Origin of the sequence: Pseudomonas sp. USHLN015 (genome assembly GCF_037153275.1) — a bacterium.
Lineage (GTDB): Bacteria > Pseudomonadota > Gammaproteobacteria > Pseudomonadales > Pseudomonadaceae > Metapseudomonas > Metapseudomonas tohonis.
Window position 1 is genome coordinate 90,941 of record NZ_JBBCKP010000017.1, and the last position, 14,989, is coordinate 105,929.

Below are 14,989 nucleotides of genomic sequence, written 5' to 3' on the forward strand. Positions count from 1 at the left end.
GCTCAGGCCTCCGGATGCCCGAAGGCGAGGCTGCGCAGTTCGAACAGCGCGGTGTCGCCCTGGTCGGTGACGAACAGGCGCTGGCCGAGGGGGCGGCCGTCTTCCAGGAAATCGGTCTTGCGGCCCAGGCGGATGGCGCCGTCGGCGTCGTCCTGGCTGCCCGGGTAGCGGCTGGGGATCAGGCCCACGGTGGCACCGCCGTTGACCAGGGTGACTTCCACCGGCAGCCAGACCAGGTCGCGCAGGTCGGTGGGTGCCTCGGTGACCAGGCTCTGGATGTTGTGCATCGGCAGCCACACGTAGCGGCCATTGACGATGAGCTCGAGCACCGGGCCCAGCCGTGGGTCGGCGTCGGCGAACCATTCGAAGGGCTGCTCGTTGAGGGTGCCGGCCACGGCGGGCGCGGCTTCGAAGGCGGCATCGCGCAGGGCCTGCGCGGCCTCGTGCTGGCCGTCGGCATCATGCTTGAGCGCCTGGATCAGCGGCGCCACCCACTCGGCGGGCTCGCCCAGCACCACGGGCGTCAGGCGGCCCGCGAACACCTCGGCGCGTAGGGCCTCGCACTCCAGGGCGGTGCGGTAGGTCTGCACCATCGCCAGGGTGCTGGCATCCAGCTCGCCGGCGACCTTCAACTGGTTCTGCGCGCGGCTCCACTGGCCGAGCACCGCCAGCAGCTGGAACAGGAAGACCCGCAGCTCGGCGTTGGAAGGTTGGGCACGCACCTGGTCCTGCAAGGATTTCAGGGCTTCGTCGGCGCGTCCTGCGCGCAGTAGTTCTTCGGCGGTCATGGTCGTCCTGCCTGCAGCCGGGCTGCGCGAAGGGAGGGGAGGGAGGGGCTCGGTGTGGCGCTCTCCGCTGGGGCCCGCCCGGGGCTCCACTGGGCAGCGTCACGGGCAACCGACGGGGTGACGGCCGCTGCGTGTTTATCGGGGGTGGGTCTGGCCATGGTCGGTCCGCAGGAGGGTGGGGGTGGAACGCATCCGGGCCCGCTTGCGCAGGCCCGGATGGGAGAGCATCAGATCTTGACGTTCTCGCGGATGTTCCAGCCGTACTTGACCGGGCCGCCGTCTTTGGCGCCGTCGGCTTTCTGCGGCTGGTAGTCGACCTGGACCTGGGCGAAGTTCAGGCTGACGTTCTCGGTCAGGCGATCCTCGCCACCGCTGCCACCGGTGCTCACGGAGGAGATCAGCACTTCTTTCATGGTGATGATCAGGTACTCGACCGGCGACTCACCGCCAGCCTTGCGGATGGTCAGCTTGGCTTCCGGGTAGTGCTTGCCGCTGGAGCAGGCCATCATCAGGTTCGGGGACGACTTGTCGATGTACTTGGTCAGCGACAGGTCCTGCACGCTCACCTTGCCGGCGCCGCCGCCACCGCCCTGGTGCATGTTGCCGGACTGGGACATGCCCCAGCTCCAGGCCAGCACGTCGATTTCCTTGCCGTGGGTCTTGTCGGCGGACTCACCTTCGACGTCGCCGATCTTGATGAACATATCTACAGCCATGTTTCCTCCTTCGTGGCTTTCGCCACCTTGTCAGACGCGCCCGCCACCTGGCAGGCGCTTAAAGTGACGCGCCTCAGGCCCCCTTGGCCGAAGGCAGCTTGGATACCAGGCGCAGCGACACGGTCAGCCCTTCGAGCTGGTAGTGCGGGCGCAGGTAGAACTTCGAGCTGTAATAGCCCGGGTTGCCCTCGATCTCCTCGACCACCACTTCGGCGGCTGCCAGCGGGTGCTGCGCCTTGGTGGTCTCGGTGGAGTGAGCGGGGTCGCCGTCGACGTAGTTGAGGATCCAGTCCTGCAGCCAGCGCTGCATGTCGTCCTTCTCCTTGAACGAGCCGATCTTGTCGCGAACGATGCACTTGAGGTAATGCGCGAAGCGGCAGGTGGCGAACAGGTACGGCAGGCGTGCGGCCAGGTTGGCGTTGGCGGTGGCGTCCGGGTCGTCATACTCGGCCGGCTTCTGCAGCGACTGGGCGCCGATGAAGGCCGCCAGGTCGGTGTTCTTCTTGTGCAGCAGCGGCATGAAGCCGTTCTTCGCAAGCTCGGCCTCGCGGCGGTCGGAGATGGCGATCTCGGTCGGGCACTTCATGTCCACGCCACCGTCGTCGGTGGGGAAGGTGTGCGCCGGCAGGTTCGGCACCTCGCCGCCGGACTCCACGCCGCGGATGCGCGAGCACCAGCCGTAGAGCTTGAACGAGCGGTTGATGTTGACCGCCATGGCATAGGCCGAGTTGGCCCAGGTGTACTTGCTGCTGTCGGCGCCGGCGGTGTCTTCCTCGAAGGCGAACTCTTCCACCGGGTCGGTCTTGGCGCCGTAGGGCTGGCGGGCCAGGAAGCGCGGCATGGTCAGGCCGATGTAGCGCGCGTCGTCGGACTCGCGCAGCGAACGCCAGCCGGCGTATTCCGGGGTGGTGAAGATCTTGGTCAGGTCACGCGGGTTGGACAGCTCCTGCCAGGAACCCATGCCCATCACGGTGGGGGAGGCGGCGGAGATGAAGGGCGCGTGCATGGCAGCGGAGACCTTGGCGATCTCGCCCAGGAGCTCCACGTCCGGCGGCGACTGGTCGAAGTAGTAGTCGCCCACCAGGCAGCCGTAGGGCTCGCCACCGAACTGGCCGTATTCCTCTTCGTAGAGCTTCTTGAAGATCGGGCTCTGGTCCCAGGCGGTGCCCTTGAACTTCTTCAGGGTCTTGTGCAGCTCGCCCTTGGAGATGTTCAGCACGCGGATCTTCAGTTGCTCGTCGGTCTCGGTGTTGTTGACGAGGTAGTGCAGGCCACGCCAGGCGCTTTCCAGTTGCTGGAAGTCCGGGTGGTGCATGATCAGGTTGACCTGCTCGGTGAGCTTGGCGTCGATCGCAGCGATGATCGATTCGATCGACTTGATCGCATCGTTGGAGATCAGGCTGGTCTGCTGCAGCGCATGCTCGGCGAGGGTGCGCACGGCGGTTTCCACCGCTTCACGGGCGCGATCGGTCTTGGGTTTGAACTCCTGCAGCAGCAGGGAGGCGAACTCGCTGGTCTGCTCGGTCGCTTCGCCGGCCTGGGGCGCGGCGTCGGTCATCAACTCGGCCATCTGGGTGTCCTCTTAAGCTTGCGGCTCGTTGTCTTGCGGCTTCGGCGCGCTGGCCAGCGCCTGCAGCAGGGCCGGGTCCTTGATCGCTTTCATGATCAGCTCTTCGGCGCCGGTCTTGCCGTCCATGTAGGTCAGCAGGTTGGCGAGCTGGGTGCGGGCTTCGAGCAGCTGGTTCAGCGAGTCGACCTTGCGCGCCACGGCGGCGGGGCTGAAGTCGTCCATGCTCTCGAAGGTGATGTCCAGGGACAGGTTGCCGTCGCCGGTCAGGGCGTTGGGCACGTTGAACGCGACGCGCGGCTTCATGGCCTTGAGGCGCGAGTCGAAGTTGTCGACGTCGATCTCCAGGAACTTGCGGTCGGCAACGGCGGCCTGGGGCTCGGCCGGCTTGCCGGCGAGGTCGGCCATGACGCCCATGACGAAGGGCAACTGCACCTTCTTCTCGGCGCCGTAGAGTTCCACGTCGTACTCGATCTGGACGCGGGGCGCGCGGTTGCGTGCGATGAATTTCTGACTGCTGGTGCTACCCATGGTGCTCCTCCTTCGCTGCCTGTGCGGCTGTGTTGGCGTCATCGGCCGCTAGCCGGTAACGGATGCGTGAACCCGCTTCGAATGTGCCGTGCACTTATTCGGACTCGGGGCCCCGCAAATTCTCGAACTGGGACATTCCATCCGGGATCAGGTTGCGCACGATCGCCGCGAAATCGGCCGTCACCAGGGTCTTGGCACGCTTGAGCAGGATCGGCACCGGGCTCGATGGCTCCTGGCGCGCGTAGTACTCGAGGATGCGATCCAGGGTCTTGAGCACGTCGTCGCGGTTGGCCACCTCGCCCGAAATGCGCGGCGTGGCGCGGGCGGCCGGCGCGGAGCCCGGGGCGTCGGCGTCCGTGGCGGTGTCGTCACCTGCAGCGGGCTCGTCGGCGCCGGCGGCATCGCCGGGAGCCTGGTCCTTGTGGATCTGCAGGGCGTGGCGCAGCAACTGCTTGAGCGCGCCGAGGTCGGCGCTCTGGGCCGAGCCCACGCGATCGGAAAGGGTCGACTCGATGGTGGCCAGGGCGGCCTGGGCATCGGTCAGGGCGTTGCGGGTACTTGCGAGAAGCGCGTCATCGCTGTCGCGGAAGGCACCTTGCAGCTGCTCGGCCGTCAGCGTCTCGCTGGGGAAGCGCTGCAGGTCGAGGGCGTTGAGGGCGGCACGCACGCTCACCGAGCCGAAGGCCCGCGAGCTGGTCAGGCTGCTTTCGCGCAGCAGTTGTATCACCGGTTCCGCCGCCAGCCCGGTGAGGGCGTTGATGCGGAAGGTGGGGTCGTTGTCATCGTCGGCATCGAGCTGCGGGTAGAGGCCGTCCCAGAACTGGGTCAGCAGCTCGCGCACCAGGATCAGGCCCTGGGCGAGTCCCGGAATCCCTTCGAGGGCCAGGTTGCTCTGCAGGAAATAGTTGGCGATGCGCAGGTCCTTGCTGCGCTGCAGCAGCTCGCTGGAGAGCTCGCGGACATCGCGCCACACAGGGGGTTCGGCAGGGAGTACGGAGTCGCCCATCTGGCGCTCGGGCTGGCCTTGGGCAATACGCTCGAGCTCGAGATACGCAGCGTCGTATTCGAGGTCATCACCACAGGGCGATTCAGCGGAAACAGGGGATAGCAAACGCGACACATCCACCACGGTGGGTGTTCTCCTTGTCAGGCCTCAGAGGGAAGGCAAGCTGTATTCAGAGTGAACGTACGGCCTGATCACAGTCCTTTGGATCAACGTTCCGATGACGCCAATTTCATGGCTTCATCCGCTGCAACTCTTTTCCATTCTTGGGGTCGTATTTCACCCTTGTCAAGACAATCCCAGAGCACAAACGACAGATGTGCACCAGTCCACGCTAGCCTCTTTCGGCTGTCATTTTTGTCTTTTTTCGATCTAAGATATTTCGGCTAAAGCCACGCAAGTTTTCCGTTCGTCTATAGGATCATTTGTATGGCAAAGGGCCACGTGCAGAACAGGGACCGGATCGAAGTTGCACGGCATCGAAGGGACTCGGTGCTCGCGTCCACAGTGAGAAGTGCAAGGAGTCGCAATGCCACTGCGTTTGACCATCACCAGTTATCACAAGCTGACCCCCGGACAACGTCCCGAGGTGGAGCTGGATCGTGGTGAGCTGAGGATTGGCCGCAGTGCCGAAAACGATTGGGTCCTCCCCGATCCCGAGCGCCTCGTCTCCAGCCAGCACTGCACCATCCAGTTCCGCGACGGCACCTATTACCTGACCGACACCAGCACCAACGGCGTGATGCTCGCGCAGTCGGGCGTGCGCCTTCGTCGTGGCAATAGCGAACCGCTGATGGATGGCGAGATCCTCAAGCTCGGCGAGTACGAGATTCTCGTCCAGGTGCAGGGCATGAGCATGCAGCCGGTAGGTGCCGCGCCGATCAGCACCGGCGGCGACCCGTTCAGCAGCTTCGACGCGCTGATGAGCCGCCAGTCGGGCGCCGCTTCCATTCCCGAGCCGCTGGCGCCACCGCCGGTCCCCATGGCCCACATCCAGGGCGGCGGTTCGCCCCTGGACACCAAGCCCGACCTGTTCGACTTCCTCAATCCGCCGCCGGCCGCTGCGCCGTCCATCCCGGATCACGTGCCCGCCGAGCGCCACGACTTCCGGCCGCCCACGCCGATCCCCAGCTTCGAGCCGACGCCGACGCCCGCTGCCATTCCGGCGGTTGCGCCGGCCGCATTCGCCGAACCCGCCGGGGTCGCACCGGCCATCCCCGCTGACTGGGACCCCTTCGCCGACCTCGGCCTGAGCAGCCCCGCGCCACAGCACGCGCCGGCCGTTCCGGTGCCGATGCCCACTGCCGCCGCGCCGCTGGAGCCCGCGCCGGTGGCGGTCGAACTGCCGGCGGATTTCTTCAGCAATCCGCCCATCGGCCATGACGCCGCCGCGACCTCCATCCCCGCGCCCGTCGCCATTCCCCAGCCGCTCGCCCAACCGGCCATCGTGCCGACCCCGTCTCCTGTGGCCGCGGTCGCGCCGAATCCGATTCCCGCGCCGCCAGCGCTGACGCCCACCGCGCAGGCCACCCATGCCGCAGCGGTCTCGACGCCGGCTGCCGCGACGGCCCCGGCCCCGGCCGGTGAAGACGGTGCGCTGCTCGATGCCTTCCTGCGGGGCGCAGGCCTTGGCCAGCTGCGCATCGATCGTGCCGAGGCGGTGGCGCAGATGGAGTCCATCGGCCGTAGCTACCGCCTGATGGTGGAGGGGCTGGTGGACGTGCTGCGCGCCCGCTCCAGCCTCAAGGGCGAGTTCCGCATGGCGCAGACCATGATCCGGCCGGTGGAGAACAACCCGCTGAAGTTCGCCCCCAACGTCGACGAGGCGCTGCTGCTTCTCTTGCGCCACGGCAACGCCGCCTTCATGCCGCCGGACCAGGCCGTGGGCGAAAGCTTCGACGACCTCAAGGCCCACCAGCTGGCGGTGATGGCCGGCGTGCAGGCGGCCATCAAGCACATTCTCAAACGCTTCGAGCCGTCGGTGCTGGAAGCGCGGCTGAGCAAGCCCTCGGGGCTCTCGGCCTTGCTGCCGGGCTCCCGCCAGTCGCAGTACTGGGAGCTGTTCACCGACCTCTACGCGAGCATCTCGCGGGAGGCCGAAGACGACTTCCAGGACCTTTTCGGGCGCGAGTTCAGCCGCGCCTACGAGGAGCACAGCGCCAGACTTCGCGGGCACTGACCCGGCAACCCCCCTGGGTGCCCGGCAACCGGCCCCGCGGAACAACAGCAGTCATTGAGGACGAATCGAAATGCCAAGGATTCTACTGGTAGCCGTAGTAGCGCTTCTGGGCGCATGTGCTTCCGAGCCACCGCCACCACCGCCGCCCACCGTGGTGCAGCTGCACATCGAAGCCTCCAGCGACGTCAACCCGGGCCCGGGCGGGCAGGGCGCACCAGTGCGCGTGCGGGTCTTCGAACTCAAGAGCGCCACCGCCTTCAACCGTGCCGACTACTTCTCCCTGGTCGAACAGACCCAGGCCACCCTGTCCACCGACCTGGTGGCCCAGGACGAGCTGCTGGTCAAGCCCGGTGACAAGCAGATGCAGGAGCGCAAGCTCGATGACTCCACGCGCCAGTTCGGCATCGTGGTCGGCTATCGCGAGCTCGACAGCGCGGTCTGGCGCGACGTGATCACCGTGCCCCTGAACCAGACCAGCGCCTACAGCGTGAAATTCGGCGCCCACGCCATCAGCGTCTCGCCGGCTGCGGTCGCCGAGCCGGAAAAAAAATAGAAACGGAGAGTTCGTCCATGTCCTGGAACAACCGAGTGGTGTGGTCTGAGGGAATGTTCCTGCGCCCGCAGCACTTCCAGCAGCACGACCGCTACCTGGAGTCCCTGGTGGAAGGCCGCTGCCGCTCGCTGCAGGCCGGCGGCTGGGGCTTCTCCGAGCTGAAGATCGACGAGGCCCTGCTCACCCAGGGCAAGGTGGCCATCGTCTCGGCCCGTGGCGTGCTGCCCGACGGCACCCCCTTCGACATCCCCGGCGACGACGTGGCCCCGGTGCCGCTGGACGTCGAGGACGGCCTGCGCGACGGCATCATCTACCTGGCCCTGCCGCTCAAGCGCGCCGGTGCCCGTGACACGGTGGAGGAGGGCGAGGCCCTCGGCGGCGCGCGCTACCAGAGCAGCGTGCGTGAAGTCCGCGACGACAACGCCCCCTTCGAGAGCCGCGCCCCCGTCTCCATCGGCGGGCGCGCCCTGCGCCTGCTCACCGCCCGTGACGGCCTCGGCGAGTACGCCGCCGTCGGCGTGGTGCGGGTCGTGGAAAAGCGTGCCGACCGCTCCCTGGCCCTGGACGAGAGCTACATCCCGCCACTGCTGGACGTCGCCGCCTCGCAACCCCTGGCGGCCTTCCGCAGCGAGCTGCTGGGCCTGCTCCACCAGCGCGGCGAGGCCCTGGCCGGCCGCGTGGTCGCCTCCGGCGCCGGTGGCGCCTCGGAGATCGCCGACTTCCTCCTGCTGCAACTGGTCAACCGCGCCGAGCCCCTGGTCTCGCACCTGGCCAGCATCACCCCGCTGCACCCGGAATGGTTCTACCGCGAGGCGGTGAGCCTGGCCGGGGAGTTCTCCACCTTCTCCGCCAGCGGCCGTCGCCCGGCTGAGTTCCCGGCCTACGAGCACGACGACCTGGCCACCACCTTCGCCCCGGTCATGCTCGCCCTGCGCCAGGCCCTGTCGATGGTCATCGACAGCCGCGCCGTGCCCATCCCCATCGTCGAGAAGGCCTATGGCGTGCACGTGGCGATGCTGGCGGACAAGAGCCTGCTGGACAACTCGGCGTTCATCCTCGTGGTGCGCGCCGACGTGCCCGGCGAAGCCCTGCGCTCGCGCTTCCCGCAGCAGGCCAAGATCGGCTCCGTGGAGCACATCCGCGACCTGGTCAACCTGCAGCTGCCGGGCATCGCGCTGCTGCCGATGCCGGTGGCGCCGCGGCAGATCCCCTACCACGCGGGCAGCACCTACTTCGAACTCGACCGTGGCAGCGACCACTGGAAGCAGCTGGTGCATTCCGGCGGTTTCGCCTTCCACATCGCTGGCCAGTTCCCTGGCCTGAACCTGGCCTTCTGGGCCATCCGGAGTTAATTCGCGATGCATCCAATCGACGATCCCTTCGGCGGCCCGCCCGCCGGTGGCGGCAGCGGCGGCAACGGCAACAACGACCGCACCATGATCATGCCGCGCCCCGGTGGCCGCGCCCCGGACCCGGCCGCGCCGCGCTACGACGCGCCCACGCCGCCGCCCGCCGGCCCCGCGCCCACGGGCCCGATGCTCACCGCACGCGGCCAGGGCCTCAACCCCCTGGAAGCCGCCGCCGGCCCGATGCTGGCGTTGCTCACCCGCCTGCGCAACACCATCGCCCACCCGATGCCTGCCAGCCTGCGCGCGCAACTGCTGGGCTACCTGCGCCAGTTCGAGGAGAAGGCCCGCGCCGCCGGCATCGCCCAGGACGAGGTGATGCTCAGCCGCTACGTGCTCTGCACCGCGCTCGACGAAGCCGTGCTCAGCACCCCCTGGGGCAGCGGCAGCGACTGGAGCAAGCAGAGCCTGCTGATCACCCTGCACAACGAGGCCTGGGGCGGCGAGAAGGTCTTCCAGCTGCTCGACCACTGCCTGCAGAACCCGCGCCAGCGCCTCAACCTGCTGGAGCTCCTGTACCTGTGCATCAGCCTCGGGTTCGAAGGCCGCTACCGGGTCATGAACGACGGCCGCAGCCAGCTCGAAGCGCTGCGTGAGCGTGTCGCCGCGACCATCCGCAGCACCCACGGCGAGATCGAGCGCGAGCTGTCGCCGCACTGGCGCGGCCTGGTGGTGGCGCGTGATCGCCTGCGCCAGTTCCTGCCGCCCTGGGTGGCCGTGGCCATCGGTGCCGCGCTGCTCCTGGCGCTGCTGTTCGGCATGCGCCTGAAGCTGGCCGCCGAGGCCGAGCCGGTGTTCAAGAACCTGCATGCCCTGGGCGACGTCCCGGTGCAGACCATCGACCGTCCGCCGCAGCAGCCGAAGATCGTCGAGCGCCCGCGCCTGGCCGGCTTCCTCGCCGAGGAGATCCGCCAGCAGAAGGTGGCGGTGGAAGACGCCGTCGACCGCTCCGTGGTGACCATCCGCGGCGACCAGCTGTTCGCCTCCGGCAGCGCCACCATCGCCGACGATTTCCAGCCGCTGCTGCTGCGCATCGCCGAAGCCATCCGCAAGGTGAAAGGCAATGTGCTGGTCACCGGCCACAGCGACAACCGGCCCATCGCCACGCTGCGCTACCCGTCCAACTGGAAGCTGTCCCAGGACCGCGCCCAGCAGGTGATGGATGTGCTCGCGGCCAAGAGCGGCCAGCCCGAGCGCTTCCGCGCCGAGGGCCGCAGCGACACCGAGCCGGTCGCATCCAATGACACCGCCGACGGCCGTTCGCGCAACCGTCGGGTGGAGATCACAGTCTTTGCGGAGGGCGTCGAGTGAAGGCGTTTTTCAGTTTCCTCGCCCGCTGGGTGATACCGGTGCTGGGCCTGATCGCCCTCAGCCTGGTGATCTGGTTCGTCGGCCCGCTGATCGCCATCGGCGACGTCGAGCCCCTGGCTTCGGCCACCGTGCGCTGGGTGCTCATCATCCTGCTGTTCGCCGTGTGGATCGGCTGGCGCGTGCTGCGCATCATCCAGGCCCGGCGCAACGCCGCCAAGGTGATGCAGGGCCTGGTCGCCGTGGCCCCGGATGCCGCCAGCGTGGCCACCAGCGAAGAGCTGGCCACCCTCAAGCAGCGCATGGACGAGGCCCTGGTTCTGCTCAAGCGCGCCAAGCTCGGCGGCAACGAGCGACGCAACCTCTATGAGCTGCCCTGGTACGTGATCATCGGCCCGCCGGGTTCGGGCAAGACCACTGCGCTGGTCAACTCCGGCCTCAACTTCCCGCTCGCCGAACAGATGGGCAGCGGCGCCATCCGTGGCGTCGGCGGCACCCGCAACTGCGACTGGTGGTTCACCGACGAGGCCGTGCTGCTCGACACCGCTGGCCGCTACACCACCCAGGACAGCCACGCCCAGGTGGACAAGGCCGCCTGGCTGGGCTTCCTCGACCTTTTGAAGAACCAGCGCAAGCGCCGCCCCATCGACGGTGCCTTCGTGGCCATCAGCCTGTCCGACCTGCTGCTGGGCAGCGAGACCGAGCGTGCCGCACACGCCCGTGCCATCCGCGCCCGGGTGCAGGAGCTCTACGCCCAGCTCGGCGTGCGCTTCCCCATCTACGTGATGCTCACCAAGCTCGACCTGGTGCCGGGCTTCATGGAGTTCTTCGACTCGCTGAGCAAGGAAGACCGCGCCCAGGTCTGGGGCATGACCTTCGCCCTCGACGACGGCAAGAGCGCCGAGGGCCCGCTGTCGGTGTTCGGCAACGAGTTCGCCCTGCTCGAGCAGCGCCTCAACGAGCGCCTGGTGGAACGCCTGCAGCAGGAACGCGACCCCGCGCGGCGCGACCTGATCTACGGCTTCCCGCAGCAGTTCGCGGCTCTGCGCGATGCGCTGTCGAGCTTCCTCGACGGCGTGTTCAAGCCCAACCCCTATGAAGAGCGCGCGCTGCTGCGTGGCGTCTACTTCACCAGCGGCACCCAGGAAGGCAGCCCCATCGACCGCCTGATCGGCGCCATGGCGCAGAGCATGAACCTCGACCGCCAGCACCTGGCCCGCCAGACCGGCACCGGGCGCAGCTACTTCATCGAGCGGCTGTTCCGCGAAGTGGCCTTCGGCGAGCGCGGCCTGGTCGGCGCCAACCCCAAGGTCGAGCGCCAGCGCAAATGGATGGCCCGCGGCGTGCTCGCCGCGACCGCGATCCTGGTCCTGGGCATCGCCGCCATCTGGTTCGCCAGCTTCAGCGCCAACCGCACCTACATCGCCGCCGTCGACGGCCGGGTCAAGCCGCTGCACGGCGAGCTGCAGGGCCTGAGCCCGGCGCAGCGCGACGTGCTCGCGGTGCTGCCGCTGCTCAACGCCATCCGCAACGTGTCCGGCGATGCGCCGAGCTGGGCGGAAGGCTACGGCCTCTACCAGGGCGACATGCTCGGTGCCGAAGGCGCCAGCGTGTACCGCAAGCTCCTGATCGCGGTGATGGCCCCCCGGGTCATGGCCCGTATCGAGGAACAGCTGCGCAGCGGCGGCTCCTCGGACTTCCTCTACGAGGGCCTGAAGGCCTACCTGATGCTCGCCGACCCGGAACACTACGACGGCGACTTCATCAAGGCCTGGGTCGCCCTGGACTGGGACCGCAGCCTGCCGCGCGACCTGGTGCCCGAACAGCGCCAGGCGCTCAACGAGCACCTGGCCGCGCTCTACGACCGGGCACCGCCGGCCGTGCGCCTGGACGACAACCTGGTGCAGGACACCCGTCGCCAGCTGCAGCAGCTGTCCATCGCCCAGCGTGTCTACGACCGCGTCAAGCGCCAGAAGCTGCCCCAGGGCCTGCCGGACTTCCGCATCAGCGACGCCGCCGGCCGCGACGCCGCCCTGGTGTTCTCGCGCAAGAGCGGCAAGGCGCTGAACGACCCGCTGTCGGGCTTCTTCACCCAGCGCGGCTACCGCGAAGTGTTCATGGTCTCCAGCCTGAGCCAGTCGGGCACCCTTGCCGAGGAGCAATGGGTGCTCGGCCGCACCATGGACGACACCCAGGATGCCGCCAGCCTGGCCCTGGAAGTGCGCCAGCTGTACTTCCAGGACTACCTGCGCCAATGGGATGCGCTGCTGGCCGACATCGACTTCGTCGCCATCACCAGCACCGCCCAGGCCGCCGACGTGCTGCGCGTGCTGTCCGGCCCGCAGTCGCCGCTGAAGAAGCTGCTCGAAGCCGTGGCCAAGGAGACCGACCTGCAGAAGGAAGAGCGCCTGGCCGCCGAGAAACTCAAGGGCACCAGCGACACCGTCGGCAAGCTCAAGGATCGCCTCGGCTCCCTGGTGGGGCAGGGCGACGACGCCCCGCAACAGCAGCAGGCGCCGAGCGAGGACCCGATCACCGCGCACTTCGCCGAGCTCAACAGCCTGGTGGCCAGGAACGACAACGAGCCGGCGGCCATCGACGGCCTGCTGGCGGACATGAACGCCCTCTACGTGCAGATCAGCGCCATGAGCGGTGCCAGCGGCGACGCCCTGCTGGGCGAGGCGAAGAACCAGGCCCAGGCCGCCGCCCAGCGCGTCAGCCTCGGTGCCGAGCGCCAGCCGCCGCTGGTCCAGGGGCTGGTCAAGTCCGTGGTCAGCGCCACCACCAGCACCATGATGGGCGGCATCCGCAACCAGCTGAACGCCGCCTGGACGGCCGAAGTGGTCAACGTCTACCGCCAGTCCCTGGCCGGGCGCTACCCGCTGGACCGCAACAGCACGCGCGACGCCACCCTGGACGACTTCGGCGCCTTCTTCGGCGTCGGCGGGGTGATGGACAGTTACTTCCGCAAATACCTGCAGCCCTACGTCGACACCTCCGCCACCACCTGGCGCTGGCAGCCGGGCGCGGCGGAGAAGCTCGGCATCGGTTCCGGCGTGCTCGGCACCTTCCAGCGTGCCGCGCAGATCCGCGACGCCTTCTTCCGCTCCGGCAACACCACCCCCATGGTGCGCTTCGAACTGAAGGCGGTGGCCATGGATGCTGCCATCGACCAGTTCCAGCTCGACCTGGACGGCCAGCAGTTCAGCTACGACCACGGCCCCAGCCGGCCGGTGGCCATGCAGTGGCCGAGCCCCAACAGCCTGGGCGTGGTGCGCCTGACCATCTCGCCGCCGTCCTCCAGCGGTCGCTCGGGCCTCACCATGGAAGGCCCCTGGGCCTGGTTCCGCCTGCTCGACCAGTCGGACCTGACCCAGGGCAATGCACCGGACCGCTTCACCCTGCGCATGCGCGTGGACAACGTCAGCATCTCCAGCGAGCTGCGCGCCAGCAGTGCCTTCAACCCGTTCCGCAGCCGCGTGGTCACAGGTTTCGGCCTGCCGGAGCGCCTATGACGACGGCGGGCTTCTACGGCAAGCTCGCCAGCCGTGGCGACTTCATCCATCGCGGCCTGCCCCCGGCCTTCATCGAGGCCTGGGACCAGTGGCTGGCCGCCGGCATGGCGCAGAGCCAGGCCGAGCTGGGCGGCGCCTGGCTGGACGCCTACCTGGTGAGCCCGCTGTGGCGCTTCGCAATCGCCCCGAACCTGTTGGGGAGCGAAGCCGTGGCCGGCGTGGTGATGCCCAGCATCGACCGCGTCGGCCGTTATTTCCCGTTGACCATCGCGGTGCTGCTGGACGAGCGCAGCAACCTCGGCGCCATCGTCGGTGGTGCCGATGACTGGTTCGATCGCGCCGAGTCGCTGCTGCTCTCCACCCTGGAGCCGGAGGCCGATTTCGACGCCTTCGAGGCCGGGGTGCAGGGGCTGGGCTCGCCGCTGGTGAGCCCGCGCCACGACGCGCGTCTCAGCGAGGTCGGTGCATTGCGTTACGCGGTGCAGGGCAGCGAGTCGCGACAGGCGGTACTGGCGCAGATCGCCAGCGACGGCTGCAGTTTCTGGTGGGGGCGTGGTTCAGAGCGTGTAGCGGCCGAGCTGGTGAGATTCCAGGGCTTGCCGCCGACGCGGTTTTTCAGCCGCTTCCTGGTGGGCGAGGGCGCCGTCGAGCAGCCCGCCGGCATCGGGCAGATCGATTTCGGGAGCCTGTGATGCCACTGCCTCCGGTTGCGCAATACCGATCAGCCAGCCACAGCCACGTCGGCATGGTCCGCCAGGTCAACGAAGACGCCTGCCTCGACGCCGGTGACTACGGCCTCTGGGTGGTCGCCGACGGCATGGGCGGCCATGCCGCCGGTGACTACGTCAGCAACCTGATCGTCGATACCCTTCGCGGCGTGCAGTACGGCGACGGGCTCGATGCCTATGTCGACGCCCTGCGCGCGGCGCTGATACACGTCAACACCCTGGTGCGCGCGGAAACCCGCCAGCGCGGGGTGAGCACCATGGGCAGCACGGTCGTCGTGCTGGCGGCGCGGGGCAGCGAGGGGACCTGCCTGTGGGCCGGCGACAGCCGCCTGTACCGCCTGCGCGAGGGCAAGCTGGAACCCATCAGCCGCGACCACAGCTACGTGCAGGAACTGGTGGACAGCCACCTGCTCAACGAGGCCGAGGCCAAGGTGCACCCGATGGCCAACATCGTCACCCGCGCGGTGGGGGTGCAGGACGATCTGGAACTGGAAGAAACGAGGTTCGTGGTGCTGCCCGGCGACAGCTTCCTGCTGTGCAGCGACGGTCTGAACAAGACCGCGGAGGACCACGAGCTGTGTGAAGTGCTGGGCCACGAGGACCCCTATCAGGTGGTTCGCAGCCTGGTGCATCTGGGCTTGACCCGGGGCGCGCCGGACAACATCACGGCGGTAGTCGTCAAAGCATCCTGAAAA

The 14,989-nt window shown here is 68.1% G+C and carries 12 protein-coding genes; 7 read left to right on the forward strand and 5 right to left on the reverse strand.

The features are described 5' to 3' along the window. Positions 1 to 2: 2 nt before the first annotated feature. The 5 genes from WFQ67_RS28275 to tssA form a co-directional block, all read right to left on the reverse strand. The gene (locus WFQ67_RS28275; RefSeq protein ID WP_213624933.1) at positions 3 to 788 is read right to left on the reverse strand and encodes a type VI secretion system accessory protein TagJ; all 786 of its coding nucleotides are present in this window, start codon (positions 786 to 788) and stop codon (positions 3 to 5) included. 227 nt (positions 789 to 1,015) lie between these two features. Then, on the reverse strand, positions 1,016 to 1,504 hold the full coding sequence (locus WFQ67_RS28280; protein WP_111264318.1) for an Hcp family type VI secretion system effector: 489 nt from the start codon (positions 1,502 to 1,504) through the stop codon (positions 1,016 to 1,018). A 73-nt stretch (positions 1,505 to 1,577) separates the two neighbouring features. Next, positions 1,578 to 3,074: a type VI secretion system contractile sheath large subunit gene (gene tssC, locus WFQ67_RS28285; RefSeq protein ID WP_111264317.1), complete on the reverse strand. Its 1,497-nt coding sequence runs from the start codon at positions 3,072 to 3,074 to the stop codon at positions 1,578 to 1,580. 12 nt (positions 3,075 to 3,086) lie between these two features. Continuing rightward, complete coding sequence (gene tssB, locus WFQ67_RS28290; protein ID WP_111264316.1) at positions 3,087 to 3,602, reverse strand: type VI secretion system contractile sheath small subunit; 516 nt, start codon at positions 3,600 to 3,602, stop codon at positions 3,087 to 3,089. A gap of 94 nt (positions 3,603 to 3,696) precedes the next feature. Continuing rightward, positions 3,697 to 4,731 (reverse strand): type VI secretion system protein TssA, encoded by a 1,035-nt coding sequence (tssA, locus tag WFQ67_RS28295; RefSeq protein ID WP_213624932.1) that lies wholly within the window; start codon positions 4,729 to 4,731, stop codon positions 3,697 to 3,699. Positions 4,732 to 5,134: 403 nt separating this feature from the next. Here tssA and tagH point away from each other — a divergent pair, with 403 nt between their 5' ends. The 7 genes from tagH (at position 5,135) to WFQ67_RS28330 (ending at position 14,986) form a co-directional block, all read left to right on the forward strand. Continuing rightward, positions 5,135 to 6,784, forward strand: coding sequence for a type VI secretion system-associated FHA domain protein TagH (gene tagH, locus WFQ67_RS28300; RefSeq protein ID WP_337058834.1), 1,650 nt, complete (start codon positions 5,135 to 5,137; stop codon positions 6,782 to 6,784). 70 nt (positions 6,785 to 6,854) lie between these two features. Beyond that, positions 6,855 to 7,337 (forward strand): type VI secretion system lipoprotein TssJ, encoded by a 483-nt coding sequence (tssJ, locus tag WFQ67_RS28305; RefSeq protein ID WP_337058835.1) that lies wholly within the window; start codon positions 6,855 to 6,857, stop codon positions 7,335 to 7,337. 17 nt (positions 7,338 to 7,354) lie between these two features. Continuing rightward, on the forward strand, positions 7,355 to 8,689 hold the full coding sequence (tssK, locus tag WFQ67_RS28310; protein WP_213624929.1) for a type VI secretion system baseplate subunit TssK: 1,335 nt from the start codon (positions 7,355 to 7,357) through the stop codon (positions 8,687 to 8,689). Positions 8,690 to 8,695: 6 nt separating this feature from the next. Then, complete coding sequence (locus WFQ67_RS28315; RefSeq protein ID WP_213624928.1) at positions 8,696 to 10,054, forward strand: DotU family type VI secretion system protein; 1,359 nt, start codon at positions 8,696 to 8,698, stop codon at positions 10,052 to 10,054. Next, the gene (gene tssM, locus WFQ67_RS28320; protein WP_337058836.1) at positions 10,051 to 13,566 is read left to right on the forward strand and encodes a type VI secretion system membrane subunit TssM; all 3,516 of its coding nucleotides are present in this window, start codon (positions 10,051 to 10,053) and stop codon (positions 13,564 to 13,566) included. The genes WFQ67_RS28315 and tssM overlap by 4 nt, the downstream gene beginning before the upstream one ends. Next, positions 13,563 to 14,258 carry a type VI secretion system-associated protein TagF gene (gene tagF, locus WFQ67_RS28325; protein ID WP_213624926.1) on the forward strand — a complete coding sequence of 232 codons (696 nt, stop codon included), beginning with the start codon at positions 13,563 to 13,565 and terminating at the stop codon, positions 14,256 to 14,258. The genes tssM and tagF overlap by 4 nt, the downstream gene beginning before the upstream one ends. Further along, positions 14,258 to 14,986, forward strand: coding sequence for a PP2C family protein-serine/threonine phosphatase (locus WFQ67_RS28330; protein WP_213624925.1), 729 nt, complete (start codon positions 14,258 to 14,260; stop codon positions 14,984 to 14,986). Before tagF ends, WFQ67_RS28330 begins: the two co-directional genes overlap by 1 nt. The last annotated feature ends 3 nt before the right edge of the window (positions 14,987 to 14,989 follow it).

Coding starts and splice junctions, on each gene's coding strand:
- WFQ67_RS28275 (WP_213624933.1), bottom strand. CDS start 788: ATGACCGCCGAAGAACTACTGCGCGCAGGACGCGCCGACGAAGCCCTG.
- WFQ67_RS28280 (WP_111264318.1), bottom strand. CDS start 1,504: ATGGCTGTAGATATGTTCATCAAGATCGGCGACGTCGAAGGTGAGTCC.
- tssC (WP_111264317.1), bottom strand. CDS start 3,074: ATGGCCGAGTTGATGACCGACGCCGCGCCCCAGGCCGGCGAAGCGACC.
- tssB (WP_111264316.1), bottom strand. CDS start 3,602: ATGGGTAGCACCAGCAGTCAGAAATTCATCGCACGCAACCGCGCGCCC.
- tagH (WP_337058834.1), top strand. CDS start 5,135: ATGCCACTGCGTTTGACCATCACCAGTTATCACAAGCTGACCCCCGGA.
- tssJ (WP_337058835.1), top strand. CDS start 6,855: ATGCCAAGGATTCTACTGGTAGCCGTAGTAGCGCTTCTGGGCGCATGT.
- tssK (WP_213624929.1), top strand. CDS start 7,355: ATGTCCTGGAACAACCGAGTGGTGTGGTCTGAGGGAATGTTCCTGCGC.
- WFQ67_RS28315 (WP_213624928.1), top strand. CDS start 8,696: ATGCATCCAATCGACGATCCCTTCGGCGGCCCGCCCGCCGGTGGCGGC.
- tagF (WP_213624926.1), top strand. CDS start 13,563: ATGACGACGGCGGGCTTCTACGGCAAGCTCGCCAGCCGTGGCGACTTC.
- WFQ67_RS28330 (WP_213624925.1), top strand. CDS start 14,258: ATGCCACTGCCTCCGGTTGCGCAATACCGATCAGCCAGCCACAGCCAC.